Annotated in this window: 19 protein-coding genes, 1 pseudogene and 2 riboswitches; of the genes and pseudogenes, 3 read left to right on the top strand and 17 right to left on the bottom strand. The window is 44.1% G+C overall.

The features are described from left to right. Positions 1-77 precede the first annotated feature (77 nt). The 9 genes and pseudogenes from GFC28_RS02465 to GFC28_RS02415 all read right to left on the bottom strand — a co-directional run bounded on the left by GFC28_RS02465 (position 78) and on the right by GFC28_RS02415 (position 10720). The gene (locus GFC28_RS02465; RefSeq protein ID WP_066329493.1) at positions 78-1364 is read right to left on the bottom strand and encodes an IS110 family RNA-guided transposase; all 1287 of its coding nucleotides are present in this window, start codon (positions 1362-1364) and stop codon (positions 78-80) included. Positions 1365-1497: 133 nt separating this feature from the next. Further along, positions 1498-1893, bottom strand: a pseudogene (locus GFC28_RS02460) (SLOG family protein); the annotation flags it as partial. A 68-nt stretch (positions 1894-1961) separates the two neighbouring features. Continuing rightward, positions 1962-2243: a spore coat protein gene (locus GFC28_RS02455; protein ID WP_066148704.1), complete on the bottom strand. Its 282-nt coding sequence runs from the start codon at positions 2241-2243 to the stop codon at positions 1962-1964. Between the two features lie 331 nt (positions 2244-2574). After that, entirely contained in the window at positions 2575-3816 is a 1242-nt protein-coding gene (locus tag GFC28_RS02445) for a ribonuclease H-like domain-containing protein (protein ID WP_044742554.1), read from the bottom strand. Beyond that, the gene (locus GFC28_RS02440) at positions 3806-6088 is read right to left on the bottom strand and encodes a DEAD/DEAH box helicase (protein ID WP_156487558.1); all 2283 of its coding nucleotides are present in this window, start codon (positions 6086-6088) and stop codon (positions 3806-3808) included. Before GFC28_RS02440 ends, GFC28_RS02445 begins: the two co-directional genes overlap by 11 nt. Before the next feature lie 376 nt (positions 6089-6464). Then, positions 6465-7388 (bottom strand): cysteine synthase A, encoded by a 924-nt coding sequence (gene cysK, locus GFC28_RS02430; protein ID WP_044742551.1) that lies wholly within the window; start codon positions 7386-7388, stop codon positions 6465-6467. Between the two features lie 252 nt (positions 7389-7640). Further along, the gene (locus tag GFC28_RS02425; RefSeq protein ID WP_044742550.1) at positions 7641-9065 is read right to left on the bottom strand and encodes a sensor histidine kinase; all 1425 of its coding nucleotides are present in this window, start codon (positions 9063-9065) and stop codon (positions 7641-7643) included. Between the two features lie 3 nt (positions 9066-9068). Continuing rightward, the gene (locus GFC28_RS02420; protein ID WP_044742549.1) at positions 9069-9743 is read right to left on the bottom strand and encodes a response regulator transcription factor; all 675 of its coding nucleotides are present in this window, start codon (positions 9741-9743) and stop codon (positions 9069-9071) included. Positions 9744-9745: 2 nt separating this feature from the next. Further along, positions 9746-10720: a YncE family protein gene (locus GFC28_RS02415; protein ID WP_044742548.1), complete on the bottom strand. Its 975-nt coding sequence runs from the start codon at positions 10718-10720 to the stop codon at positions 9746-9748. 213 nt (positions 10721-10933) lie between these two features. Between GFC28_RS02415 and GFC28_RS02410 the strand changes: the two genes are divergently transcribed. Then, positions 10934-12043: a histidine kinase N-terminal domain-containing protein gene (locus tag GFC28_RS02410; RefSeq protein ID WP_044742547.1), complete on the top strand. Its 1110-nt coding sequence runs from the start codon at positions 10934-10936 to the stop codon at positions 12041-12043. A gap of 32 nt (positions 12044-12075) precedes the next feature. Here the strand turns inward: GFC28_RS02410 and GFC28_RS02405 are convergent, their stop codons facing one another. Then, the gene (locus tag GFC28_RS02405; RefSeq protein WP_044742546.1) at positions 12076-12759 is read right to left on the bottom strand and encodes a thermonuclease family protein; all 684 of its coding nucleotides are present in this window, start codon (positions 12757-12759) and stop codon (positions 12076-12078) included. 493 nt (positions 12760-13252) lie between these two features. Between GFC28_RS02405 and GFC28_RS02400 the strand changes: the two genes are divergently transcribed. Together GFC28_RS02400 and GFC28_RS02395 are read left to right on the top strand one after the other, a co-directional pair. Continuing rightward, positions 13253-14632, top strand: a complete 1380-nt coding sequence (locus tag GFC28_RS02400; RefSeq protein WP_044742545.1) for a peptide MFS transporter — start codon at positions 13253-13255, stop codon at positions 14630-14632. A 592-nt stretch (positions 14633-15224) separates the two neighbouring features. After that, positions 15225-15412: riboswitch (Lysine riboswitch) on the top strand. 110 nt (positions 15413-15522) lie between these two features. Beyond that, entirely contained in the window at positions 15523-16983 is a 1461-nt protein-coding gene (locus tag GFC28_RS02395; protein ID WP_044746465.1) for an amino acid permease, read from the top strand. A gap of 30 nt (positions 16984-17013) precedes the next feature. On the opposite strand, the gene GFC28_RS02390 is transcribed toward GFC28_RS02395, so the two are convergent. The 7 genes from GFC28_RS02390 to GFC28_RS02360 all read right to left on the bottom strand — a co-directional run bounded on the left by GFC28_RS02390 (position 17014) and on the right by GFC28_RS02360 (position 25545). Then, positions 17014-17187: a twin-arginine translocase TatA/TatE family subunit gene (locus tag GFC28_RS02390; protein WP_044746464.1), complete on the bottom strand. Its 174-nt coding sequence runs from the start codon at positions 17185-17187 to the stop codon at positions 17014-17016. A gap of 458 nt (positions 17188-17645) precedes the next feature. Beyond that, positions 17646-18311: a thiamine phosphate synthase gene (gene thiE, locus GFC28_RS02385; protein ID WP_044746463.1), complete on the bottom strand. Its 666-nt coding sequence runs from the start codon at positions 18309-18311 to the stop codon at positions 17646-17648. A gap of 9 nt (positions 18312-18320) precedes the next feature. Continuing rightward, positions 18321-19133: a bifunctional hydroxymethylpyrimidine kinase/phosphomethylpyrimidine kinase gene (thiD, locus tag GFC28_RS02380; protein ID WP_044746462.1), complete on the bottom strand. Its 813-nt coding sequence runs from the start codon at positions 19131-19133 to the stop codon at positions 18321-18323. An 11-nt stretch (positions 19134-19144) separates the two neighbouring features. Next, positions 19145-19954, bottom strand: a complete 810-nt coding sequence (thiM, locus tag GFC28_RS02375) for a hydroxyethylthiazole kinase (protein WP_044746461.1) — start codon at positions 19952-19954, stop codon at positions 19145-19147. Between the two features lie 82 nt (positions 19955-20036). Further along, a riboswitch (TPP riboswitch) is annotated at positions 20037-20148 on the bottom strand. 51 nt (positions 20149-20199) lie between these two features. Continuing rightward, on the bottom strand, positions 20200-21222 hold the full coding sequence (locus GFC28_RS02370) for a glycosyltransferase family 2 protein (protein ID WP_044746460.1): 1023 nt from the start codon (positions 21220-21222) through the stop codon (positions 20200-20202). Between the two features lie 13 nt (positions 21223-21235). Continuing rightward, complete coding sequence (locus tag GFC28_RS02365) at positions 21236-22903, bottom strand: DUF6044 family protein (RefSeq protein WP_044746459.1); 1668 nt, start codon at positions 22901-22903, stop codon at positions 21236-21238. A 308-nt stretch (positions 22904-23211) separates the two neighbouring features. After that, positions 23212-25545: an FdhF/YdeP family oxidoreductase gene (locus GFC28_RS02360; RefSeq protein WP_044746458.1), complete on the bottom strand. Its 2334-nt coding sequence runs from the start codon at positions 25543-25545 to the stop codon at positions 23212-23214. Positions 25546-25619: the final 74 nt, after the last annotated feature.

Here is a 25619-nt window from a genome sequence, read left to right as displayed (position 1 = left end):
GGGTCTATGCCCGTATGGTGTGATAACGACCGACTTCTCCGTGCTTCTGATGTCTACCTTCAATACGTGTTTTCAGGTTAAGCGACTTCCTGTAATGTCTTTAAGTGTGGAATATCTTGCATCATTTTCTCTTCACTGAACGGAATTTGACGTCGACCAATCGTGAACAAGATTCGAATAAGTTTACTGCATAATGCCACAAGAGACTGCTTACCGGTTAATGGGTTATCCGGCCGTGTGCGATAGTATTCATGTAAGGCTTTAAAGGCTCTGTTTTTCGCTGATAGGGGCATCACCACCCGGAATAAGAGGGCGCGCAGTCGTTTTCGGCCTCGTTTACTAATCGTCGTTTTTCCTCGATGTTTCCCTGATTCATTCTTTTTTAAGTTCAGCCCCGCCAGTTTGATGATTTGGCGTGGATGCTGATACTGGTGGAGGCTACCCACTTCCGCGAAAAAGCCCACAACCGTCATTTCTCCGATGCCTTTGATCTCGCTCATCTCTTTGGCGCCCGGAATCGTTTGAACCATTTCACTTAATTGCTTTTCCAGTTCGTCTAGACGATGGGTTAAATACTCGTATTTCTCGAGTAAATAACGTAATTCTTCCTTGGCCATTTGAGTGCCCGTTTGAAGCCCGATAGAGGATTGGGCTGCCTCTTTCAATTGTTCGATTCGCTTCCTTCCAACGGCTCGTTTGACGACTTTCTTGACTTCCAAAAGAAGCTGTTCGCATGGAATCTTTGCGATTTCTTTTGGAAGATATCCCAATTTTAAAAGTTGCAGCGCTGCTTTTCCGGTCCAATCTTTAAACACCGTAAGAAACTCCGGAAAATAGCGATCCAGCCAATTGTGTACTTGGGCTTGAACCGCATATAGATCCTGTGTCATCATATCATGAAGTTTCATGCCTTCACGTAATTCTGCGTAGATTCCCTTTGGAAGAATCGGGATGGAATATCGTCCATCCTTGACGAGTTGGGCTATGACTTTTGCGTCTTTCACGTCATTTTTCGTAGGAGAGTTGTCATCCAGCTCTTTACTTCGTTTCACATGCATCGGATTCACGGTAACACATCGGATGTCATAAGCTTGTAAGAAGTAAGCAAGATTTAGCCAATAGTGTCCCGTTGGCTCCATTCCTACGATGACATCTCTTTTTTCATGTTGATTCATCAAGGTGTGTACCCAATTTAAAAACGTTTGAAACCCTGTTCTTGAGTTTTCAAATACAACGGCCTTCGATAGATCGAATCCCCGGTGATCTTGAGCTCTTGCCACGTGTTTGTGTTTTGCGATATCAACGCCAATGATTAATGTTTGTTCAGTGATTTGTCTAATTTTCGAATTTCGGTTATAATTCATATTAGGTCCTCCTTGGTTTATTAGTTAGGGGTCAAGGCCTTGACACCCTGTATCATACCAAGGGGACTTTTTTTGTTTCAAATCTCATTTTTCCTCATTACAGGAATGCTCATTTTTCCTCATTACAGGAATGCTCACTTTTAGCAACAATAAATTCGTTTTTTAAGCGAAATTGCATAGGACTTTCGTAAGGGCGTTTAGTTACACAGTCAAAAAAGTCCGCTTGTGAAACAATCAATTCGTAATACTCGCGGTTTTCTTCCTTCCATCGTTCTTCTTGATTTAAAAATGGAGCAATGACGGCTAAACGTAGATGCGGATAGGATTCCTGCAATTCATATACCGCTTCTGCTGCCCATAATTCGACGCCAAGCTGTCCGCTAATCATGACCCATTCCAGCCCTTCATCCGCCAGCTCCGTTAGACGCTTTTTAATCGCTTTTTTGATATAAGCAACAGCCGGGTGATGATGGGAAAAAATATGAAGCTCATGCGGCTTGTATCCGCTTAATGCAAGGACCTTGAGCACTTTTTTCTCCCTCCTTTTCGGAGAAATAAAACAGGAACTGAATTTTTCAGTTCCTGTTTCTTTACGGTTTAGAAGCCCCAAGGCATCGGTCCTGCTGGGCCTGGTCCTACTGGTCCTGGTCCAAGTGGCATTGGCGCAGGGCCTCCACCGCAAAAGAATTGTTGATTTGCCGTCTCATTTACCGCCGACTCCGTGTGCGGGAAATAGTGTTGATGCTGGTAAAGATGATGATTGACATGCGTCGTATGAGACGGGTGAATATGTGGTACAATGGTTGCTTGGAAGTGATGCTGTACACAACATTTTGTCGGATGAACAATTGGCGCCGTTACATTTGGTCTGCAATGCATAAATACATCTCTCCTTTTGATTTATCATAAGCTGTTTTACAATACTAGCCTATGATGAAAGGAGCGGACACGTACTAGTATAGATACCCATTTTCTCCGTTATATCATGTTAAATTGGTAAATACAACGACCGTTAAGCCAACCACGACAAAAAATAAATACAAAATTTTTTTATACATCCTTTTCAAGGCTCGTCTCCCCATTACTACTTGTTTTTTCGCACTATTCACAACACATAATTGTACACCTTTTGCGATTTTTCTACAATATTCGCAATAAAAAATAAATTTTCTGTATGTTCTGTCGTTTTTTGCGCTTTCCGGGGAAATCATCATTTCCTGATTTTCCGTTCAAGCCTCTTCAATCGCTTGAGCAACTCGTCGGAGGGCTCGCTGAAGCGATGGGTACGAGCGATCTTTTTCCACATGTGATAAGCTGTTTGCGCATATTCATAAGCCTCTTCTGGCTTTTTATAAACATGTTCATATAGTTTGGCCAGCTCCACTGCAGCTTTGATGCTCCGCGGATCAAAATCAGCCTGCAACAGCTCTCTCCAAAGTTTGACGGCCTTTTCATACTGCTTTTCTTTTTTATAAATAAGCGAAAGCTGCCATTTCGCTCTTGCGGATTCCTTCCCTTCCTTTTCGGCTACTTGCTCATATATTTTTCTCGCTTCCCCAGCTTCGCCAACAGAATCAAACCATCGGCCCATCTCTAACTTTTCTGTCACATGTTCGATATCGTACGCTTGCAAAATTTGCTTCGATAAATGGATGTATAGAACAATAAGAGACAGCACATCCATTTCATTATGCTTCAGCACCCCGATCATTCCGTCTGGTTGCTTTGATGAGAGAAATTCAAAATACATCATAGGTGCTAAAAACCCGGGAATATCCTCTGTTCGCTCCACCCCAAGAATTTCTTTCTCTACATGGGCTAGCTTGACAGATTCCAACCGATGCTTCCATATTCTTCGTGAAGCATGGTATAAATCGAAATGCCCAAATGCCGGCAATTTCGGTACGGTGTCACGGAGGAGGGTATGACGCGTCTTTAACACCGGCCAATCAAAGGCTTTTCCGTTATAGGTCACAAGCGTTGTATAGTCTACCTCTGATAAAAAGCTTTGATAAAGGGCTACTTCCGCCCCCGGATGCGGCAAAAAATGCTGACGCACCACAATGCGATCAGCATATACACGTGCATGTCCAAGCAAAAAAATTGTATTTCCTGTTCCGCTTCCAAGTCCTGTCGTTTCCGTATCAAAAAAAAATAAATCGCTTATATCATGGCCTTTGCTAGAAAGCGGATGAGAGAATAAAGCCTGCTGCCATTTTTCATGGATCTCATGCAATTCGCCAAGCCGATAGATTCCATGCGGTTGATCGAGTGAATAAGTGACTTCGCGAATCAAGCAATACTCTCCATCGAAAAAAAACGGCTCAGCATTCATGGTACGCCATTGTGCCAAATAAGGCACGTCCGTCTCTGTTTCATCATCTCTGCAAGCTGGCGAAGCCGCGGCGATACTCGTTCCTTTTAATTTTGCCAGCTTTTCTTTAATCGACATGCTCCTCCTCCTTTTCTTCGTTAAGGATGGCCAAAAGCTTAAGCGCATCGCGTTTCGCTCGTTCGGATGATATATGAGTCCCAATGCAGGACGGGCAACCAGATTCACATGGACAGCGCTCAATCATTTGTTTGGCTTCCCTAAGCACCTGCTCCATCTCATGATACAACGCATCACTCAGTCCAATTCCTCCCGGATACCGATCATAAACGAAAATGGTCGGTTGTTCATTATGGAGCGATTTTACTTGCGGTACGACATGCAAGTCAGTGCGGTCGCACATCAAAAACAAAGAAGCCACATACTGGAGGACATGGGTGATTCCAAGCAACCCTTGCTCCATGCGTTCATCGTTCCAATGCGGCAACGCTTCTCGTTTGATGCTGATCCATGCGGCGTTCGTGTGCAGCTCCGCCTCCGGCAAATAAATCGGTCCTGAGCCGATATTCTCGTGTGTTTCTAGTTTGATTTTTTTAAAAATTGTCGCTTTCGCGAGCACCATCACATCGCCAAATCCGATAATTGATAAGTCCGCTTCCCTCTTCCGATCCTCCTCGAGCACTTTCAATTCGACTGCTACATTCGCATCAGTAAAATAGTCGACATCCACTTCGCGAACATACGCTTTTTTCTCTTCCCAATCCAGCTTCTCCACCTGATACTGAACCCCTTGATGCAAATAGATCGCTTCCTCATGAAGCAATGTCATCGCACTAAAGCGGTCCATTTCTCCGATTACCCGATGGTCTCCTCTATTTGACACATCGATAATGACCACATTTTCCTGAGAGGCGGAACGCAAACTGATGCCATGAGCTGGAAACGAGTCACTCATCCAATGCCATTTATTTCCTCGTTGATAAAGCACTCGCTCGTCTGCCAAATATTCAAGAATTTCCTCGATCTCGACACCAGCAAATGTTTCCCCTTGGCGAAAAGGCAATTCAAAAGCCGCACATTTCACGTGATCGACGAGAATCACAAGATTGTTCGGATTTAAGCGTGCGCTTTCCGGACTCCTCTCCAATACATATGCAGGATGTTGAATAATATACTGATCGAGCGGGCTGGAGCTGGCCACCATGACTACCATTGCTTCCTCTTGACGTCGACCAGCCCGCCCCGCCTGCTGCCAAGTGCTTGCAATCGTACCAGGATATCCTGTTAGCACACATGCCTGCAGCTGGCCGATGTCCACTCCTAACTCAAGCGCATTCGTACTGACTACTCCATAAATTTCTCCGTTTCGCAACCCTCGTTCAATCTCTCTGCGCTCGTTCGGCAAATAGCCTCCCCGATAAGCACGAATAGCTTTGCTCCCCAATTCGTGCTTGATGAGCTGTTGCAAATAAGTAAGCAAAATTTCGACACGAACACGACTTTTTGCAAATACGATGGTTTGAATGCGATGCTTTAACAGTTCGCTCGCGATCGCTTTCGCTTCCAATGTAGCACTTCTGCGAATGTTTAATGCTCGGTTGACAACCGGAGGATTATAAAAGACAAAATGCTTTCTTCCCGACGGCGCTCCATTTTGATCAATGAGCTCCATCGCTTCCCCTGTTAGCACTTCTGCATGCTCTTTTGGGTTCGCAATCGTGGCCGATGTGCAAATAAAACGCGGATGACTTCCATAAAATTCACAAATTCGTTTTAAACGACGGATGACGTTGGCAACATGGCTGCCAAATACTCCCCGATATGTGTGAAGCTCGTCAATCACAACAAATTGCAAATTCTCAAACAATGACACCCATTTCGTATGATGCGGCAAAATTCCTGAATGCAGCATATCGGGATTTGTTATGACAATATGGCCCGCTTTTCTCACCCTTTGCCGAATGGTTGGCGATGTATCTCCATCATACGTATCACAATAAATCGTTGTTTCCATTTCCCCAATAAGCTCATTTAAGGCGCTTTTTTGATCTTGAGCCAGCGCCTTCGTCGGGAATAAATAAAGCGCTCTTGCTTCCTTTTGCTGCAATATCTTCTGCAGCACAGGCAAGTTATAACACAATGTTTTTCCTGACGCCGTCGGTGTAACAGCCACGATATTTCGTCCGGCTTCTACCGCTTCATATGCTTCTTTTTGATGGATATATAACGATGAAATGCCTCGTTTCTCTAAAGCATGCCGCAAAGCAGGATGAAGCGATTCAGGAAACGGTGTGCTTTGTGCTTCTTTTTCCGGAATGGTATGCCAATAGGCAACGCATTCATTCTCTTTCCAGTCTTCAATGACTTGTTGCAACGTTTTGCGCTGGTTCAGCATGTTTCTCACCTACCTATTTCTATTTTAGAGAATAGAGGTTCGTTTTCAATAAAAAAAGCCCGAAAATGTCGTGCGTTTATTTGAGCAGCTATTTTATTCACTTTCATCCATGCAAACGGTTTGCTTTGAAACAGTTTTGTAGCGAGCAAAATACCAAACAATCCAAAGGAAGGAAGAGCGGCTCCCTCTTTATCTCTCCTGCCATTCACCGATCTCATCCATAACCAAACGAGAGTTTGTTGTCCATATAGAAATTAGAAAATGGAATGTATCTATTTTGATGATACGTCGCTTCCATATCAATGCCAATGTTGAGCTGCCAAGTTACGTCACAATAAATAGCTATAAAAGGCGCGCCAGTCAGCGAGCCTTTCTAAAAATTGAACAAATCCCATGATAAATACCGTTCTCCAGAATCGGGCGCCATGCAAAGAACACGGGCATCAGACGGCAATCGCTTTGCTATTTCTATCGCATAATGTGCAGCCGCGCCAGCTGAAGCCCCCACCAAAATCCCTTCTTCTGCTGCTAAACGGCGCGCCATCGTTTGGGCATCTTCATCTTTAATTAATAAAATTTCATCAAAAATGTCGCGATTTAATATCTTTGGAACAAATCCAGGCCCAGTTCCCGGGATTTTATGCGGCCCCGGTTCTCCTCCAGACAGTACAGGCGAGCCGTACGGTTCTACGACATAAATCCGCAAACGAGGAAGATGCTTTTTTAGCTCCTCGCCCGTACCCGTCACGGTTCCTCCTGTTCCAGCGGTTAGCACAAAAGCATCAAGCCTTCCTTCAAAGGCCGCTAAAATTTCTAAAGCCGTGCTCTGTCTATGGGCATCTGGATTAGCGGGATTTTCAAATTGCATTGGAATAAAACTATCTTCAATAACAGCCGCAAGACGATGCGCTTCATCAATCGCCCCCTGCATGCGAAGCGAAGAAGGAGTTAGATGCACCTCAGCGCCGTACGCCTTTAAAAGCTTGACACGCTCCATTGTGGCATTATCCGGCATGGTAATCATGCAGCGATAACCTTTCGCAGCGCATACCATGGCTAGTCCGATCCCTGTATTTCCAGAGGTCGGCTCAATAATCGTACTTTTTCCTGGCACGATTTTCCCTTCTTCCTCCGCGCGCTGAATCATTTGAAATGCCGCCCGATCTTTCACGCTTCCACCCGGATTAAATGATTCAAGCTTGATATATACCTCTGCTCCCTTCGGATCGGGAATTCGGTTTAGTTTGACTACTGGTGTATTGCCGATCACATCTAAAATAGACTGATACCGCTTCATCAATATCGCCAACCTTTGTTTATCATTTTTCTTTAACGATTATATTGCTTCACCTTTCCTCTTTCAACGCTTGGCCATTTATGTGAGGAAGAGGGAAGCTGAAAGATCAAACAAGCTTTTATTCTAGAATCCCGGTTTGTAAGTTTTACTGATACTGCTCATTCATAAGATCACAGAGCGCAAGAACCGAGTGAATCGATTGGATCTGTCGCATCGAGAGCAGCTGGAGTTTTTCATGATTCTGTATTCCGTTCACTCGACCTCATGTTGCTGGTCATCCCACATTGGCAAATAAATGGACACCTCTGTTCCTTTTCCCTCTTCGCTGGCAAATGCTATCGTGCCACCATGAAGATGGACGATCTGTTTGACAATCGCTAGCCCAAGCCCCGTGCCACCTTCTGCTCTTGTGCGCGCTTGATCGACACGGAAAAAACGCTGTCCCAACAGCGGGAGCTTCTCCTTTGGAATGCCTTTTCCGGAATCTCGGATGACAAAGCAGCAAGAATGAGCCTCCGCTTCAAAAAGCTGCAGTGTGATCGTGCCTCCTTTTGGCGTATAGCGGATCGCATTGTCGAGCAAATTATGGATGACTTGCTCCATGCGATCGCCATCCCCTTCAACAATCACTTCTGGACTTAAATCCGCGACAACTTGTATTTCCTTTTCATGCAAAAATGGCTCATATTTGGCTAACGTATCTTCAATAACTTGTGAAAATACGAGCGGCACCTTTTGCAGTGGGACGCTTTTTCCTTCCAATTGCGCTAAATCAAGTAAGTCGCGGACAAGCCGTTCCATTCTTCCTGCTTCTCGATGAATGAGCTTCATGTATTTTGTTTCTTCTTCTTTTGTTTTCACCATTCCTGCTAAAATGGCTTCACTATATCCTTTGACATAACTGAGCGGCGTTCGCAATTCGTGCGACACATTGGCGAGGAATTCCCTCTTGCGCATATCCTCCTCGTGAATGGCTTTTGCCATTACATTAAACGCCCGAGCGAGCCTTCCTATTTCGTCATTCGCTTGAGTCGGAATCCTTGCTTCATAATCCCCCTGCGACATGCTGTAAGCAACTCTTTCCATCTCCTTGAGCGGTCCAGCCAAGCGGTCCGCCATTTTTTTTCCGAACAGCAGCAAAGCCGCCACAAATAAAATAGCAAGCGGAATCCAAATGGACGCAGCCTCCTTGGTCATTTCCTGAATGGTCGCAAGCGGAATATAAAGATAAAACACTCCTTGTAAGCGATGCTCGTCCAATAGCGGCACGATTACGCCCATGATTTTGCGCCCAAATCGCTTTTCATAGCCTGTTTTCGTCACTACTTTTCCTTCAAGCAGCTTTTGCCGATCTGCTTCGCTAATCAACGAATCGTAATCGATTTGAAACGGCAAACAAGCGCTTAATTCCCGTGGGTTGCTGACGAGCAGCACTTCCGATGTCGTCTTTTCGTTATACCATTCTACCCGCTTCCGATATTCTTCAGTTATTGGTCCTCCTTGATAATCGCTTGCTAAACTTCTGCCTTCTTCAATCAATGTTTGTTCTACTTTATTTACATATAAATTTTGGTAAAAATAATTTAAAAGAAAATAAGAAAAAAGTACAGTAATAATCACAACAAGGCTCATAGCCAGCCAAATCTTTTGTACTAAAGTCATGGATTTTCGCCGCATCTGTCACACCTCAAATTTATAGCCAATCCCCCACACCGTTTTAATGAATGCTCCACTTTCCTTTAGCTTTAACCTTAATGTTTTAATGTGTGTATCCACCGTTCGAGCGTTTCCTGCATAATCATATCCCCATATCCGAATAAGCAAATCTTCCCTGCTAAATACTTGTCCGTGATGCTTAGCAAGAAAAAGAAGCAAGTCAAATTCTTTTAATGTTAAAATAACATTTTCTCCTTTTACCGTCACTTTCCGTCCTTTTTCATCAATCAAAAGCCCGCCAAAAGAAAGGTCATCTTGCTTTTTGGCTTGATATGTGCGTCTCATGATCGCCTCAATGCGCGCAATTAACTCTCCGGGGCTAAATGGCTTTACGATGTAATCGTCACCGCCAAGCTTAAATCCACGAACTTTATCCCATTCATCTCCTTTTGCTGTCAAAAAGATAATCGGCACATTCGAATAGCCGCGAATATGCTCACATAATGAAAACCCGTCCATATTCGGCATCATGATATCAAGCAAAATCAAGTCGATGGTTTGTTTCTGGATAAGCGCCAGCGCCTCTCGTCCATCTTGTGCTTGCAAACAGGTAAATCCGGAGTTTTCAAGATACATACATACTAAAAAACGCATATCCTCCTCATCATCAACAACCAGAATCGTTTGCTTCGTTTCCATTCTCACCCTTCCTCTCTTATCATTAATTGAAACGGACCTTTTCCAGTTGTCAACCGTTGCACTACTTGGAGTGTACGGCCATCAATGACCGTCACTTCATTGCTATCATAGCTTGCAACATATAAATATTGGTTTTCGCCAATCATCACAAACGGATTCGCCCCTACTGTAATCGATGCTTCTTCCTTTCCGGTACGATCCCATTTGCGCACAGTATTTGAGCCGTGACTTAATGCAAAAATTCCTTCATTTGTCTCGGCAAAACTAACAGGCATCTCTGGGGCAGGAATCGTCTTCATAAGTGTTCCACTAGGTAATGAATAGATATGAATCACCGTTTCTACCGAACTTCCGCTTCCATGGCCGCCAACCCAAAGCTCTTGCTCTCGCTCGCGAAGCAAACCGCCGAGCGCAAATTTTGGAACCGAAAACGTATGGGTCACCTGATGTTTCTCCATATCGATCACAGCGGCTTTTTCATCTTGGAAATCAATCGCATACACACGTGTCCCTGTGCTGTTTTGCAGCAGAGTAAGGGGCTGTCTTCCTATTTTGATGGATCCATTTTCTTTGCCGTTCATGTGAAAAATGCGGATCGCCTTTTGATTTTGGTCAGCTAATAATAGATGCTGTTGATCATTGGAAACAAGTGCACTAATAATCCCCTTGCCTGTTTTCCATTCCTTCTCCATTTTCCCAGTTGCCAAATTATACTCATATGCCCGGTCCAGCTCCTGTCCGTATAACAGCAGCGTGCTCCCGTTATTCAGCAGCACTCCTCCTTGAATAGGCTGACCAAGCTCCCATTGGGCATATTTTTTTTCACGTTTTAAATCGAAAAATGTCACACTTCCATCCTTAATATTTATACTAATCAACACTTTCATCCGTTTCGGAATCGGCGTAAACTCTTCCTGGCGTTCGCACCCCATTAACAAGCTGGCAAACATAAAGGCAAGCACAAGGGCAAGTCTCATTGTTCTCCTCCTTTTTAGGCGAAACACTTGACATATTATAAACAAATATTGTGAGAAACTTGTGAAAAATGACGAAAAAATTTTGTATGATATCATTCAGCAATAGGGCATTGTAAAAACTGCAAATTTAGCAATATTTCTCTTTATCATTTTGGCTATTTCCTTTTATAATAATAACATGCGATGGCGAGCGGATAAATGAGGTGAGTGGATTTGGAGTCTTCAAAAGAAAAACTAATTGCGTTTCTAGAAGAGCATGTATCTGATTTTCTAACGCATTGGCGAAACCATGTGCGTATCGCCGATAATGATAAATATATTGATCAAGTAGAGCATAACGGGCTATCTTTCTTTCAAGTTGTGAAAGAAATGCTCAGCCATCCCCTTCCGTCAGAACACATTCAAGCACTGGCGGAAAAAATCGCAAAAGAAAGAGCAGAAGCAAATGTGAATATCGGTGAATTTGTCTATAATACAAACCTCGGTCGAAGTCTATTAATCCGGTATGCGTTGCAGTCTGGTCTTCCAATTGACGAGCTTCAACCATTAATTGACGATATTAACGCTTTATTTGATCGTTTTTCGTTTTATGCGGTTACAAAATACACCGAACTAAAAGATGCGGAAATTCAAAAAAGAAACTTGTTTATTTCTCAGTCTCATAAAGATCGGCTCACATTGCTTGGCCAAATGTCTTCGAGTTTCGTTCATGAATTTCGCAATCCATTGACGGCTATTATCGGGTTTATTCAGCTGCTAAAATTTGAACATCCAACCTTAAAATATTTGGATATTATTGAACATGAGCTCCAACAATTGAAATTTCGCATTTCTCAATTTCTTCATGCTTCAAGAAAAGAAGCGGTTGAAGAGAAAAAGGAGACTATATCTCTTTCCGAGTTTTTCGAAGAGATCCTATCCTTTCTGTACCCAAGCTTTGTGGATGAAGATGTTGATGTGTCTACCAATATCGATTCAACATTGACTGTATTTGTCTATAGGAATCAGCTCAAACAGGTCATCATGAATATTCTTCTCAATTCCATCGAGGCGGTCAAAGAAAAGGAAAAGCCGCGGCGGATCAATATTGATGTGTCATTGATGGACGGAAAGATTGCCATCATGATTTCTAATAACGGTCCAATGATTCCTTCGGAAGCCATTCACGCCATCTTTGAGCCATTTTTCACAACGAAAAAGCTTGGCACAGGAATTGGCCTGTATGTATGTAAAAAAATTATTGAAGATCATGGCGGCCAAATCACCTGCTCTTCCAATCAGCATGTTACTTCCTTTATGATTTCCCTTCCCAGTTCAAACTAAATCCCTCTCCCCTTAAATATGGAGAGAGGGATTTAGCGTAGCGGTTTGCGAAACCCTGCATCTTGTGCCTCTTTCTCAGTACAAAACATTCTTTCTGCCTTTGTTACCTTATATTGCGGACTTCCAGGAACATGATAAATTTTTTCTCCGCTTTTTGAAATATTGCCTTTAATCATTGGCTTGGAGCACGATGATGAAGAAGAAGCTTGATCGTTAAATCCTTGATCTGTTGCATAATTTTCTATTGACCAAATCCCCAGTTGCTTCTCCCTGGCTTTCTCCTGAATTTGCCGGAATTCATCGACATATTTCGTATTAGGCTCAAATACGTAAGCCACCCGAGCATAGCCCTGCTCCAGCAGCAGCTCATTAAGCATTTTGTTTCCGATCCATACATAAGCTAGCAGCCGGCCGTATTTGTCTCGTTCTCTCACATCCAATTCCAGCTCCACCTTTGTCCCTGATGGCAGTAATTGCTTCACATATTGACTTGACTCCACGCCAAACGGCTGCACGGGCTTGGTTGGATGTACAGATTCAGGTGTGTCAACCAACAACAAACGGACGGTTTCTTCTTTGCTGCCGACTGCAACTTTTAACGTATCCCCATCAATGACCCGTTGAACAATAGCTGGAATTTTTTCTGAAGATGATTGGCATCCCGTTAACACGAGAACCGCAAAAGCAGTCAAAAGCGCGATGAGGTATTTCTTCAATCTTTCTCCTCCTTCCGTATCTTATCGTAGCGCATCTCAGAAAACTTGACCACTATTTGTTCACTTTTTTATCCATAATCCTAAGCTTTCAAGACCATACAAAACATTTTCCAAGGCGCATGGATCGCCTAAAAATAGAACTATTATTCCGTTTATATGGAGAAACTATAGAGAAAATGGAACGAACCTTTCGATCTTTTCATTTAAGCGATGTCATCCAATGGAATGGGTCAACATTTCTTCCTCAAACGAGTATGAATTGAACAAGCACCATGAATGCCCTGTTTCCATTGAACGAAATAGCTAGTATATAGAGTATGATGGAAAGATTCATTATACAAATAATATAATATTTAGATTAATAACACTATTAAATCGATAAAGATAAGTTTAAAAGTTTATATTTTTCTATTTCTATATAATTTTATTGACTTATAGATATTTTATAAAATAAAATGTTCTTTGCACGATCATCAATTTAGGAGGAAGAAAAATGGGAGCATTACCTGAGGTTCAACCGATGCAACAGGAACAAAGCAAAAAACATCCTCCCGGGCTTTATCTTTTATTCTTCACCGAGATTTGGGAGCGTTTTAGCTACTATGGAATGCGGGCGATCCTAGTTCTTTATTTAACGACAGCAACCATTAGTGGCGGTTTAGGATTTGATCAAAGAATCGCCGTAAGTATTTATGGGGTCTTTACAGGGATTGTTTATTTTACCCCTATTATCGGTGGATACCTTTCTGACCGCTTTTTAGGTCGTCGCTTAGCTATTACCATCGGCGGAATTATTATGGCCGTCGGCAATCTTATACTGTTTGCGGTCAATACAAAAATAGGGTTATATACGGGGCTTTTACTATTAATTATCGGAAACGGTTTCTTTAAACCTAATATTTCGACGCTTGTCGGTGAATTGTACGGACCAAATGACAAGCGCCGCGATGCAGCCTTTACCATTTTCTATATGGGAATTAACATCGGCGCCTTTTTTGCTCCGCTGATCTGTGGATTTTTAGCTGAAGATTATTTTAAAACGACTGTCAATGGCGTCGTGCAGTATGGATTTAAATATGGTTTCCTTGCCGCATCCATCGGTATGATAATTGGTCAAGTATTTTTTAATCTATTAGGAAATCGTTATCTAGGAGAAATCGGCAAAAAGCCGATTGGCAAACAGAAAACAGCTTCAACTGCGCCAAAAGAGCCGTTAACAAAAAAAGAAAAACAGCGCATTCGTGTGATCTTAATTTTAATGTGCTTTGTTGTCTTTTTCTGGGCTGGCTTCGAACAAGCAGGAAGCTCGCTTACATTGTATACCGATAAGTTCGTCGATAAATCCATCGGCAGCTGGACCATGCCAACCTCTTGGTTTCAATCATTAAATCCATTATTTATCGTTCTATTAACACCCGTTTTATCTGCATTATGGGTAAAATTGGCTAACTCTAAACGCGGTGATTTATCAGCTCCGACAAAGATGGGATTAGGTATGATTTTGCTTGGTCTCGGATTTGCTGTTTTGGTTCCTGCTCTGCTGCAAACCGGAAGCGACGAGCAACACATTACGGTAAAAGCAAATGCATTATTTATTGTTTTAACATACTTTTTGCATACGCTTGGTGAGCTTTGCCTATCACCGGTTGGGCTATCACTTACAAGCCGCATCGCACCGATTCGTCTCGCTTCCCTGCTAATGGGAGTTTGGTTATCAGCAACTGGTATCGCGAATATTTTAGCAGGTCAATTAGCAGCTTTTACGGAGTCATTAGGCTATCTAGAAATTTTCAGCTTAATTGGCGGCATTACCATTGTTCTTGGCTTTGTTCTGTTATTATTATCGAAAAAACTTGTAGAAATGTCAGAATAATAAAGAAAAAAGGATTCACTTATATCGTGAATCCTTTTTTCTTTGCTTGTTCACCATATGGTCGTTTTAACATTCTTCAGTCGAGAAGTCTCCCATTTCTAAATCTTGCGAAGCTTGATGAAAGTGGGAGATGAATCGACTTCGGACAAGGACAGGCTTTTGCCTGTTCAATTGTCTGACCCTGTGGTAAAATAAACCTATGTCGTTCTTTCATAACTGGATATAGGAGGTTGCATGGAGAAAATAAAATGCGAAAACCAAGCGGATCCTTCCATGCGTAAAATATCCAAGGTACAAAAGAACTCCGAATTGTCGGACATCTAGGGTTGGAACGACCCGAAGTCACGCTCAGGGAGACGAAAGGCGGCTTTCGTCGTGGAACTGAGAAGCTCCCACTTCAAGCTTTAGCTAAGTGGTGAGTAGTTCACGAAACAGGATTTCTATCGTTCCATGCCTCTCGCTCTATTCCACGTATATAGTAAACATAGAAGGGTTTGGCTTTTTTGCGATTGAAGCATAAATAAATATTGTTTTTGTACAAAAATTGTTTTATAATCATCATGGAACAAAATGAATAGCATCCTCATTCACCCGATGAGGTAGAGGTTGCGGCTTTTATGAGTACAGCGAACGAGATGCAGAGAACATTGAAGACTTCGCTCGAAAGGAAAAGCCGCCGAAGTTGGCACATTTCTCTGGATGTGCGAACTGGGGCTGTCACCGAATAGGGGCAGCACTGTCACGGTTTGCGTAAAGCAACCGTGGGGCGCTATCTTCACGGAAGGGTTGATACGGGTAATGATTGCATTGCCGCCGAATCTCCTTCGGCGGCTTTTTTTATTGCCCGGCTCCTTTCCATGACAACATGAAAAAAAAGGAGCGATGAAAACATGGAAAGCGTCATGCAAAAACAGGAAGCCGCCACACCGGCTTCGCCTAACCAGCTGCAACGAAAACTAAAAACAAGACATCTAACAATGATTTCTCTTGGGGGAACGATTGGTACTGGGTTGTTTTTAGCAAGCGGCGGAGCGATTCATACCGCTGGACCGGGTGGAGCGCTCATAGCGTATATCGCGATTGGAGTGATGGTATATTTTTTGATGACCAGCCTTGCGGAAATGGCCGCTTATATGCCCGTTACCGGAACGTTTAGTACGTATGCAACGAAATTTGTCGATCCTGCGCTCGGATTTGCTTTAGGATGGAACTACTGGTATAACTGGGCCATTACAATTGCCGCAGAACTCTCGGCTGTGACCATGATCATGAAATTTTGGTTTCCGAATAGCCCTTCACTTTTATGGAGCGCATTATGCTTAGTGATTATGTTTTTACTTAACTATTTATCTGTAAAAGGATTTGGTGAAGCCGAATATTGGTTTTCCCTTATTAAAGTAGTAACGGTTATTATTTTTCTTATTGTCAGCTTTTTCATGATTGTAGGCATTATGGGTGGTGAAGCGGTTGGATTTAGAAACTTCACCATCGGCGACGCTCCGTTCCATGGTGGGTTCATGGCGACTCTCGGCATTTTTATGGCCGCGGGATTTTCTTTCCAAGGAACAGAGCTGCTTGGGGTTGCAGCCGGCGAAAGCGAGGATCCGAAACGAAACATTCCTCGCGCCATTCGTCAAGTATTTTGGCGTATTTTGCTATTTTATATACTGGCTATTTTAGCAATCGGACTGCTTATTCCGTATACAAATGAAAATCTAGCGAATAGCGACGTTACAGTCAGCCCATTTACTCTCGTCTTTGATAAAGCTGGCATTGCGTTGGCTGCATCCGTTATGAACGCCGTCATTTTAACAGCGGTTTTATCAGCCGGAAATTCCGGTATGTACGCGTCTACTCGAATGCTTTGGGATCTAGCAAAAGAAGGAAAAGCGCCAAAATTTCTGGCCAAGCTAAATCACCGCGGTGTTCCTGTTCATGCATTACTAGTCACAGCTTCACTAGGAACGCTTGCTTTTTTGGCTTCGTTCTTTGGCGATGGCACCGTTTATGTATGGTTATTAAATGCCTCTGGTATGTCGGGATTCATTGCGTGGCTAGGCATCGCGGTCAGTCACTACCGTTTCCGCAAAGCATATGCCGCGCAAGGGCGCGATCTCAATGATCTTCCTTATAAAGCCAAATGGTTTCCATTTGGACCATTGTTCGCTCTAGTGCTTTGCACGATTGTCATTTTGGGACAGAACTATGGAGCCTTTATGGGGAAGTCAATCGATTGGTACGGCATTCTCGTTTCCTACATTGGACTGCCATTGTTTTTAGCGGTTTGGCTTGGCTATAAAATCGTGAAAAAGACAAAGGTCGTTCCCCTCAAAGAATGTGAATTAGACTAAAAAACCGCTCGGCTATGCCAAGCGGTTTTTTCAGTCGTGCTTTTTCGTTTTCTGTTCTTCGTCATCCATGATGCCTTTTGTAGCATTTTTAAATTCGCGGAGCGTTTTTCCAGCTGCTTGTCCAAGCTCTGGCAGCTTTTTCGGGCCGAAAAGTAACAGGGCAAAAAATACGATCAAGGCAATCTCGCCAAATCCTATGTTCATATCATTCACTCCATGCGCTTCATTTTCGTCTTTTCCTTTTCCATTATATCATATCATCTTTGAATTACTACCACTTTCGCTTCGAAGTGGGAGATTCCTGCGAACATGGAAACATCCTTCGATTTTTCAGCTAGCAGACCTTCCCCGTTGTTCCAACGGGAAACGACAAGAAAGCTTGTACATTCGTCCGCTTCACACGTTCGACTGGGCTCGGTTTTCGTTGCTTCGAACCGTGCACAGACAAGGGAACGTTGAAGCTTTTACGTAACGGACGGTGTTCCTTGTCACAATCCTCTAGAACCACTTATAAGTATAGAATAGCATATAGATTCTTGTCCACTACTTTGGCTAATGCCAACCGACATTCCTCTCCCCCTTACTCATGAGACGATGCCCGTCATGTTCCTTGAGGCGATAGTCTTCTGTCGGGATATGGGGTAGCCCAATGATCGGCATCCTTATTCGTTCAGTGCCTCAGAAACCGCTCTTGCCAGCCATTCCGCACTTTTTTTAGGGGAAGGAGCTAAACTGATCGCGCTAATGACAGACACCCCGTCTGCTCCAGCGGCAATAACCTTCTTTGCGTTGTTCGCGGTAATTCCGCCAATGCCCACGATCGGTATCGACAGACCATGCTCACGCATAAGACGAAGAACGGCCGTTCCTTGTGCCTCTTTTGCATCTTCTTTTGTGCTGGTTGGAAAAATAGGACCGACTCCAAGATAGTCAGCGCCTTGCTCAATGGCGCGTTTCGCTTCTGCCAAATTATGAGCTGAAACGCCGAGAATTTTATTTCCTATTTTTTTTCGTACGACATCTGCCCGTTCATCGTCTTGTCCAATATGGACCCCATCAGCATCAAGCTCTAATGCTAGCTCCACATCATCATTCACAATAAACGGAATATGGTGCTTCCGGCAAAGCGCTTGCAACTCTTTGGCTAATGCATACTGCTCCTTTTTCGAAAGAGCCCCTTTGCCCTTTTCGCGAAATTGAAACATCGTAATTCCGCCTTCAATCGCTTCTGTCAGCACCTCTAACGGACTTCGTTCACAATTGTTGCTTCCCATAATAAAATAAACACGTAATTGCTCTTTCAGACTATTCATTGAAGTTTGCGCCATTTTCATCACCTACGACATCCATTTTTGCCGATACGCCCAATGGTTGGTTGGGCCATGTCCATTTCCGATCCCCAGTTCGTTTTCAATCGCGGCTTGAATAAATGCTTTCGCTGTTTCGATCGCTTCATGGACGCTGCGCCCTTTAGCAAGCTCCGCTGTTACTGCCGCGGCAAACGTGCAGCCTGTTCCATGCGTATGTCTCGTTTCAATTCGGGCACTCTTGAAATAGGAAAATTCACGGCCATCATATAGCAAATCAACCGCCTCATTTTCATCATCATCGTGGCCTCCTTTAATGACCACGTACGTGACTCCGATTTTGTGAAGCTGTTTTGCCGCTTCTTGACGATCCTCTAATGTGCGGATCTTCATCCCCGTCAATACTTCTGCCTCTGGAATGTTAGGAGTGGCTACCATCGCCAGCGGCAACAAATGTGTTTTTAACGCTGACACCGCTGCTTCCTGTAAAAGTGGTGCCCCGCCTTTAGCGATCATAACCGGGTCAACGACAAGCCGACGCCAGCCAAATTGCTTCACCTTTTTCGCTACGGCTTGGATGATATCTGCATTAAACAACATGCCCGTTTTGACGGCATCTGCTCCTAAGTCCGTACCAATGGATTCAATCTGCTGCTCAACGGCTTCTACAGAAAGCGGATACACTCCCTGCACGCCAAGCGTATTTTGCGCCGTTACCGCCGTTAATGCAGACATTCCAAAGACGCGTAACTCTTGAAATGTTTTTAAATCCGCCTGAATGCCGGCTCCACCTCCACTGTCTGACCCAGCAATCGTTAATGCTTTATAGACTTGATTCACCATGTCTCTCCCCTTCATTCAACTTTGGTAAAGGAGCCATATTGACTAATGGCCTCCGCGCCAACTTTGGCCAACTGATTTAAAAAGGCGATTTGAAAGCTTCCAGGCCCATGCTCTGCCGCTTCATCAGCAGCTAGTTGCGCCGCCACGCCATAGCTGACAAGCGCCGCTGTGGCCGCTGCTGCATAGTCCTTTTCAACAGCCGCAAACGCTCCGATTACAGACGTGACAAGGCAGCCTGTCCCAGTGACTTTTGTTAACAGCGAATGACCGTTATGAACCACATAAACCGTCGCTCCGTCTGTGACAACATCGTCCTTTCCGGTAATAGCGACTGTCGTTTTTAACTGCTGTGCTGCTTTTTTCGCTAACGCCACCACATCGCCGCTTCCTTCGGCGGCATCGACTCCTTTAATCTCCCACCGCTCGCCGATAACATTCGCGATTTCTGCTGCATTGCCGCGGATGACGGCAATATTTAATTGACGGACTATTTTTCGGGCGGTTTCCGTGCGATATGGCGTCGCTCCCGCTCCAACCGGATCGAAAATCACAGGAACTCCCTGTTCATTTGCCGCCTTGCCGGCAATCAGCATCGCTTCAATTTCCTGTTCATTTAGCGTGCCGATATTTAAAACAAGCGCTCCGGCAATTCGCGCCATATCCGCTACTTCTTGCTTGGCATAGGCCATCACTGGTGAAGCGCCAAGCGCAAGCAGACCATTTGCTGTAAAATTGGTTACAACTACATTTGTGATGTTATGCACAAGCGGATTAGCCTTGCGCACTTGATCCAACACTTCTGCCACATGTTGCAAATTCATCTTTTCCATCCTCTCCCTTATTCGTTTGTCCAGCTGGATTGGCAAATAAAAATGCACTTTGCGCGTAAGCAAAGTGCATCTATATCGCCTCTATCACTTTCCCTACGCTGGCATTACCCAACAGGTTCAAACGGTCAACGGCGGATGATAGCCGTACTCTCAGCCTGATTCCACAGACTCCCGTATCCTTTTCACTGTTTACAAGCACAGTCTACCCCTTCTCGCCCGAGAATGCAAGCAAAAAATTATGTGCTCCCTCCCGGCAATGATTCCGTTCTTCTTGGCTCTTCATGAAACGAGGAAGATCGCGGCAATGGCAAATTAAATAAATCTAAATCCACAATATAACGAGGGCGCCGTTTCGTTTCTTTATAAATCTTTCCGATGTATTCACCGATTAGCCCAAAAGCAATCAGCTGCAGTCCTCCAAGCAGCCAAATCGATGTAATCAACGATGTCCATCCCGTTTGTGTGTGACCGGTCCATTTTAAAAACAGGAAGTAAGCACCAAATAATAGGCTGACAAAAAAAGAAACAAACCCGATCATGGAAATAAAGCGAATAGGTGTCACACTAAATGACGTAATACCGTCAAGAGCAAAGGAAATCATTTTTTTTAGCGGATATTTTGTTTCACCGGCAAGTCGTTCCTTTCGATCATAATAAACAACAGTTGAACGAAATCCAAGCAATGGAACAATTCCTCGCAAAAATAAATTGGCTTCTTCAAATCGTTCCAGCTCTTCAACCGCACGCCTGCTCATCAAGCGGTAATCGGCATGATTATATATAAGGTGAACGCCCATCGCCTTCATCATCCTATAAAATCCCTGTGCTGTATGACGCTTGAAAAACGTATCTGTATCGCGGCGATTGCGAACTCCGTATACAATCTCATACCCTTCATGAAATTTTTGTACAAACTGGCGGATGATCGACACATCATCCTGTAGATCGGCGTCAATGGAAATGATACAATCTGAGCGAGTTTTTGCGGAAAACAAACCAGCTAATAATGCATTTTGATGGCCGGCATTATGGGCAAGCTTGACCCCTTTGACCTCCGGATAATGCAAACTCGCTTTGTAAATGATCGTCCATGTTGCATCTTGGCTTCCATCATCGACAAATAGTAAAGCACTATATTCGGAAATAAGCCGCTCCCTGACAAGCTGTTCGCGCAGTTCGCGCAGCTGACGAATCGTTTCCGGAAGCACTTCTTCTTCGTTATAGCAAGGTACAACAATCGTTAATACAGGTTCGCTCATGATGCTCTCCTCCCTATGATGCTAGTTTGTATAAATAAATCGTCCATGCGGATTCCTTGGAATGAAACACTTTTTCAAGCCGTAGCTGATTTTGGGCTGCGTTTTCGATCGGCAGCGCCGAAAAAATATAACGGCCGCCCATCTCGCGGAATACATCGGTATTCAGCTCTAAATGTTGAATTTTCTTCTTTGAATTCTTTTTAAACATATAGTGCTTGCCAAGCTCATCGACAAATAAATAGCAACGGCCGCCCCACTTATCGAAATACTTGCGCAGCGTCTGGTTTTTTGCTAGCTCAGGAGCAATGATTTGCCGAAATTGATGTTTATATTCGAGCGGATAAAAATTGTTGTACGTATCCAGCGTATAAAAGCCGTTATATTGAGCAATGGCCGGATGAATGCCGATACTGGCAACGCGATATGTATCAACAGGCCGCGCGATATAACGTTTAATTTCCGCGAATTGTTTTTCAGCGTAGAACTGACGAAACGACGGCTTATTTTGATACATAATTTCTTCGTTAAATATAGCTAAAATAAAAAGCTGCAGCGCAAGCGCCAGCCACACAACATTTTTCCATGCTTTAGCATGCTGCCATATGATTCGCAATGAAAGAGCAAACAATACGTAAATCACCATAGGTCGCAAGAAGTGATAGCGGGCAAAATTAAACTTATTAAGAAGATCAAACCGTTCTGTAAGTGGCAGCCACCCTCGATAAAACCAAAACGCATACCACATTGAAAGGGCAAAGTTAAGCACATGGAGAAATAAAAACAGCTTTTCTTGCCGCCATTGCTTCTTTTTTCCCACAAAATACAAGGCGAAAAGCGTGATTGGTAAAATCACGAGTCCGTGCACGGTCATGACATGCGTATGACCAAGAATATAATTTTTAAATGTCAAACGAACCGCACGCCAAAAAGAAAGATCAGCATGAAAATATTCATCGCGGCTTGTTGGCTCTTCGGAAAATAGAAGTGAATGAACAAGCCGATAATCAACGGCTAAATATAACACCGTCATATAGATGATGGCGGCCAAAAAGCGCAGATTCCATCTTTTATACCTCGATGCATCCACAAGCCACCAAATGCCCAGAGCACTGAGGAAAAAGAAGAAACCAAGTACAAGACCAGAGTATAGCGGCAATAGTGTAAGCACGAGATAATCCACCCACGACCGCCTGCCAGCGCGAATATTTAAAAACGCCCAAAGTGCCAGCGGCATACCAAGCGTGCTTAACATTCCGGACGGCCAAAATGGTGTTAATGCAAAAGCAAGTGCTACACCAATGCGAATCCATGCCCATTCTTTCTCCCTCATAACATGCGTTTTCAGCAATAAGTACATTCCGATAAAAGCAAATACCCTTGTAATCAGCTGGCTGAGTCCATAAGCATAAATCGATGGAAATAACGCATGGAGCCATACGATTCCGCTAAATTCTGTTCCAAAGGCATTTCGCGGCAGACCGTTAATGATTTGCGGAATGACCGCCCCCACCGGCCCAAACAGCTGACCGCTGTTGGCGAGCACCTTGTACCAAGCGATGTTGGAATCTAAATTATCATGTACTCGCATATGCGCATTCTCGCCTAAAATAAAATAAGGCGATACAAACAAAGCGATCACAAGGAATGAGAAGAGCAAAAGTCGCTTTTCTGTTATCGTCATTTCTTCTCCTCCTCTTGTCTGATCATGTTATTTTTATCTTTTAACAAAAAGAGGAAATTATACAGAAAAAAATTGCATGTATAGCAAAAACGTGCGGCTCGATCGTCTCTATACTATGGACACAACTCTATGAGCCGCCTTTGTTCTCAAGAAGCACCATGCATATCAAGTGTGGTCTAAGTCGATACAACCCCTTTCATCGTTGCGTCCTGCCTCTCTTTTGCTGAACCCCTAACATTTCGGCGCTTGATGCCCCCATAAAAAAACGGCGCCATTCCCTCTTATTTGGAATGGCGCTTTCGCAAACGTTATTCTACATTTAATTCGAGCTCTTCCATCCGTTTTTCTGCATAGTTTTGATCCTTTTGCGCATGATAATGCTCCGCTTTTTCAACGATGGCCACCGTATTGTATTCCGGAATGTGCGCGTATGTTTCATACACTCCTTGTGGAATGAGCACATTTCCCTCCGGCCAATAAACGGCGATGTTGCCGCGTTTGATGTCCGCGTATTTGGCGCTCCCCTGCATCATGCCATGCCGGTTGTACACAACGATCGGTTCACCGTCGCGAATATGGAGCGATTTGGCGTCTTCTTCGTTCAGCAAAATATCATAACGGTCGGCGTTATTAAACGGGTCTTTCTCGCTATAGACCATCGAATTGAACTGCTTGCCCCGCCTTGTTGTGACAAAAAAGCTGCCTTCTGTCTTGCGCAGCTCTGGCAATTCGATCGGAATAAGGTTTCCGCGGCCGTCTGGGGTCGGGCATATGCCGCCCTCACAAAGCCACGCGCCGCCCCATTGAAACACATCGCCTTTTTTCCGCAAATGTTGAATGCCATCGTAATTTCGGTTGGCCACCGCGATTTCGTCGCGGATTTGCTGGGCGTTTTGAAACTTGATGAGATGCTTTTGTTCCGGCTTGACTCTAGAGGCGAGATCAACATAAATTTCCCATTCGGCGCGCGCTTCCTCAATGCGCGGGCCGTCAATTTCCGGACTGAAATAGACCATCCGCTCTGTGCTTGTCGAGGTACCGCCACCCGGCTGTTCGTATCGCGTCATCGCCGGTAAAATAATCACCTCTTCCTTCGCATTTAAGAGCGTTGAAGTATTGAAAATAATATCTTGATGCACGCGCAACTCCAACTGTTCAAGCGCCTGGCGAACGAAATCAGGATTCGGCATCGTCTCAAGAAAATTGCCGCCGCTCGTATACAGCAGCTTCACTTTTCGTTCATGACCATCTGGAAGCAAGATGTTTTCAATCGTTTGTCCGATTGTGTCCCCTTGCCAGCGAGGAATCGGAAAGCCCCATATTTGTTCAAGACGGGTAATATTTTCCTCATCAAATTCGCCGCCCGGAAGAACAAATGGGTCAGCCCCCATTTCCCCCGAACCTTGCACGCCGCTATGGCCGCGAATCGGCATGACGCCGCAATGCTCACGTCCGATAAACCCGCGAAGCAAGGCAAGGTTAACGACTTGTGACACATTATCCGTACCGAACCGGTGCTGAGTCAATCCCATGCTCCAAACAAATACAGCTGACTTGGCATTAGCTAGTAATCTAGCAAACTCATACATTCGTTCCTTTGAAAGCCCCGATGACTGCTCAAGCGTCTGCCAATCATATTTCGCGACATGCGCACGCAGCTCGTCAACACCGTTCGTGTGTTTGGAGACAAACTCCCAATTAATTGCATCCTCCATCTCAAACCAATGCTTGATAACTCCATTTATAAAGGCGATATCTCCGCCAATATGGACTTGATAAAAATCATCTGCGATTTTTGTTCCGAATAAAGCGCTTTCCCAAATGGACGGAATCCAGTAGTTTTCCATAGCCGGCTCACGGTACGGATTCACAACAATGATTTTCGTACCTGCTTTTTTTGCAGCATACATATATTTCGTCGATACCGGCTGGTTGTTGGCGGCCACAGATCCCCAAAAGACAAGAACATCTGTGCCGATCCAATCTTTATAGCTGCAGCTTGATGCACCGATTCCAAGTGAACGCTTTAACGCTGTTTTGCTTGGTGAATGACAAATGCGTGAAGCATTATCGATGTTGTTTGTTCCTAAAAAGCGCGCTACCTTAGCGGCAGTGTAATACACTTCATTCGTAATACCGCGCGCTGTCAAATAAAAAGCGATCTGTTTCGGATCAAGTGAGCGGATTTTTCGGGCAATCCGTTCAAGCGCTTCATTCCAACTAATTCTTGTAAACTTTTTTTCTCCTGGTTTTCGTGACAGCGGATAGGGAATGCGGCCAAGCTTGCGCAGCTCTGTACTGTCCATTTTGCGCAGCTCCTCCACATCTTCCAGCCATTTTGGGTCCATTGCTGGCATCGTATTTAGACGAAGTACGTTTAAACGAGTCGTACAAAGATGCGGACCTGTCAATGTTTGATCATGAAGTCCGGATACACCGAGCGCACAGCCATCGCATACTCCCTGCGTTAAAATGCGGTAGGCATAAGCAAGCTGGTCTTTGTTTTCCAGCATCACTTTTAAAGTATCACGGAGATGATGCGGCTTTACCTTTCCAACTCCCATCGGCAAAAGGCTCGCCCAAAGCGAGGGTTGGGGACGCTGATTCAGTTTGATTGGGCCGGTGTGTTTCGTTTCGCCCATCTTCGCTCCTCCTTTTTACTGGTCATCCTATTTTCGAAACATTCCTACATTTTTATGGTATTATTATATTATAT

Origin of the sequence: Anoxybacillus sp. B2M1 (assembly GCF_001634265.1) — a bacterium.
In the GTDB taxonomy this organism is placed as follows: domain Bacteria; phylum Bacillota; class Bacilli; order Bacillales; family Anoxybacillaceae; genus Anoxybacteroides; species Anoxybacteroides rupiense.
The sequence above is the reverse complement of the archived record's forward strand: the minus strand, read 5'-3'. Positions and strand labels throughout refer to the sequence as shown.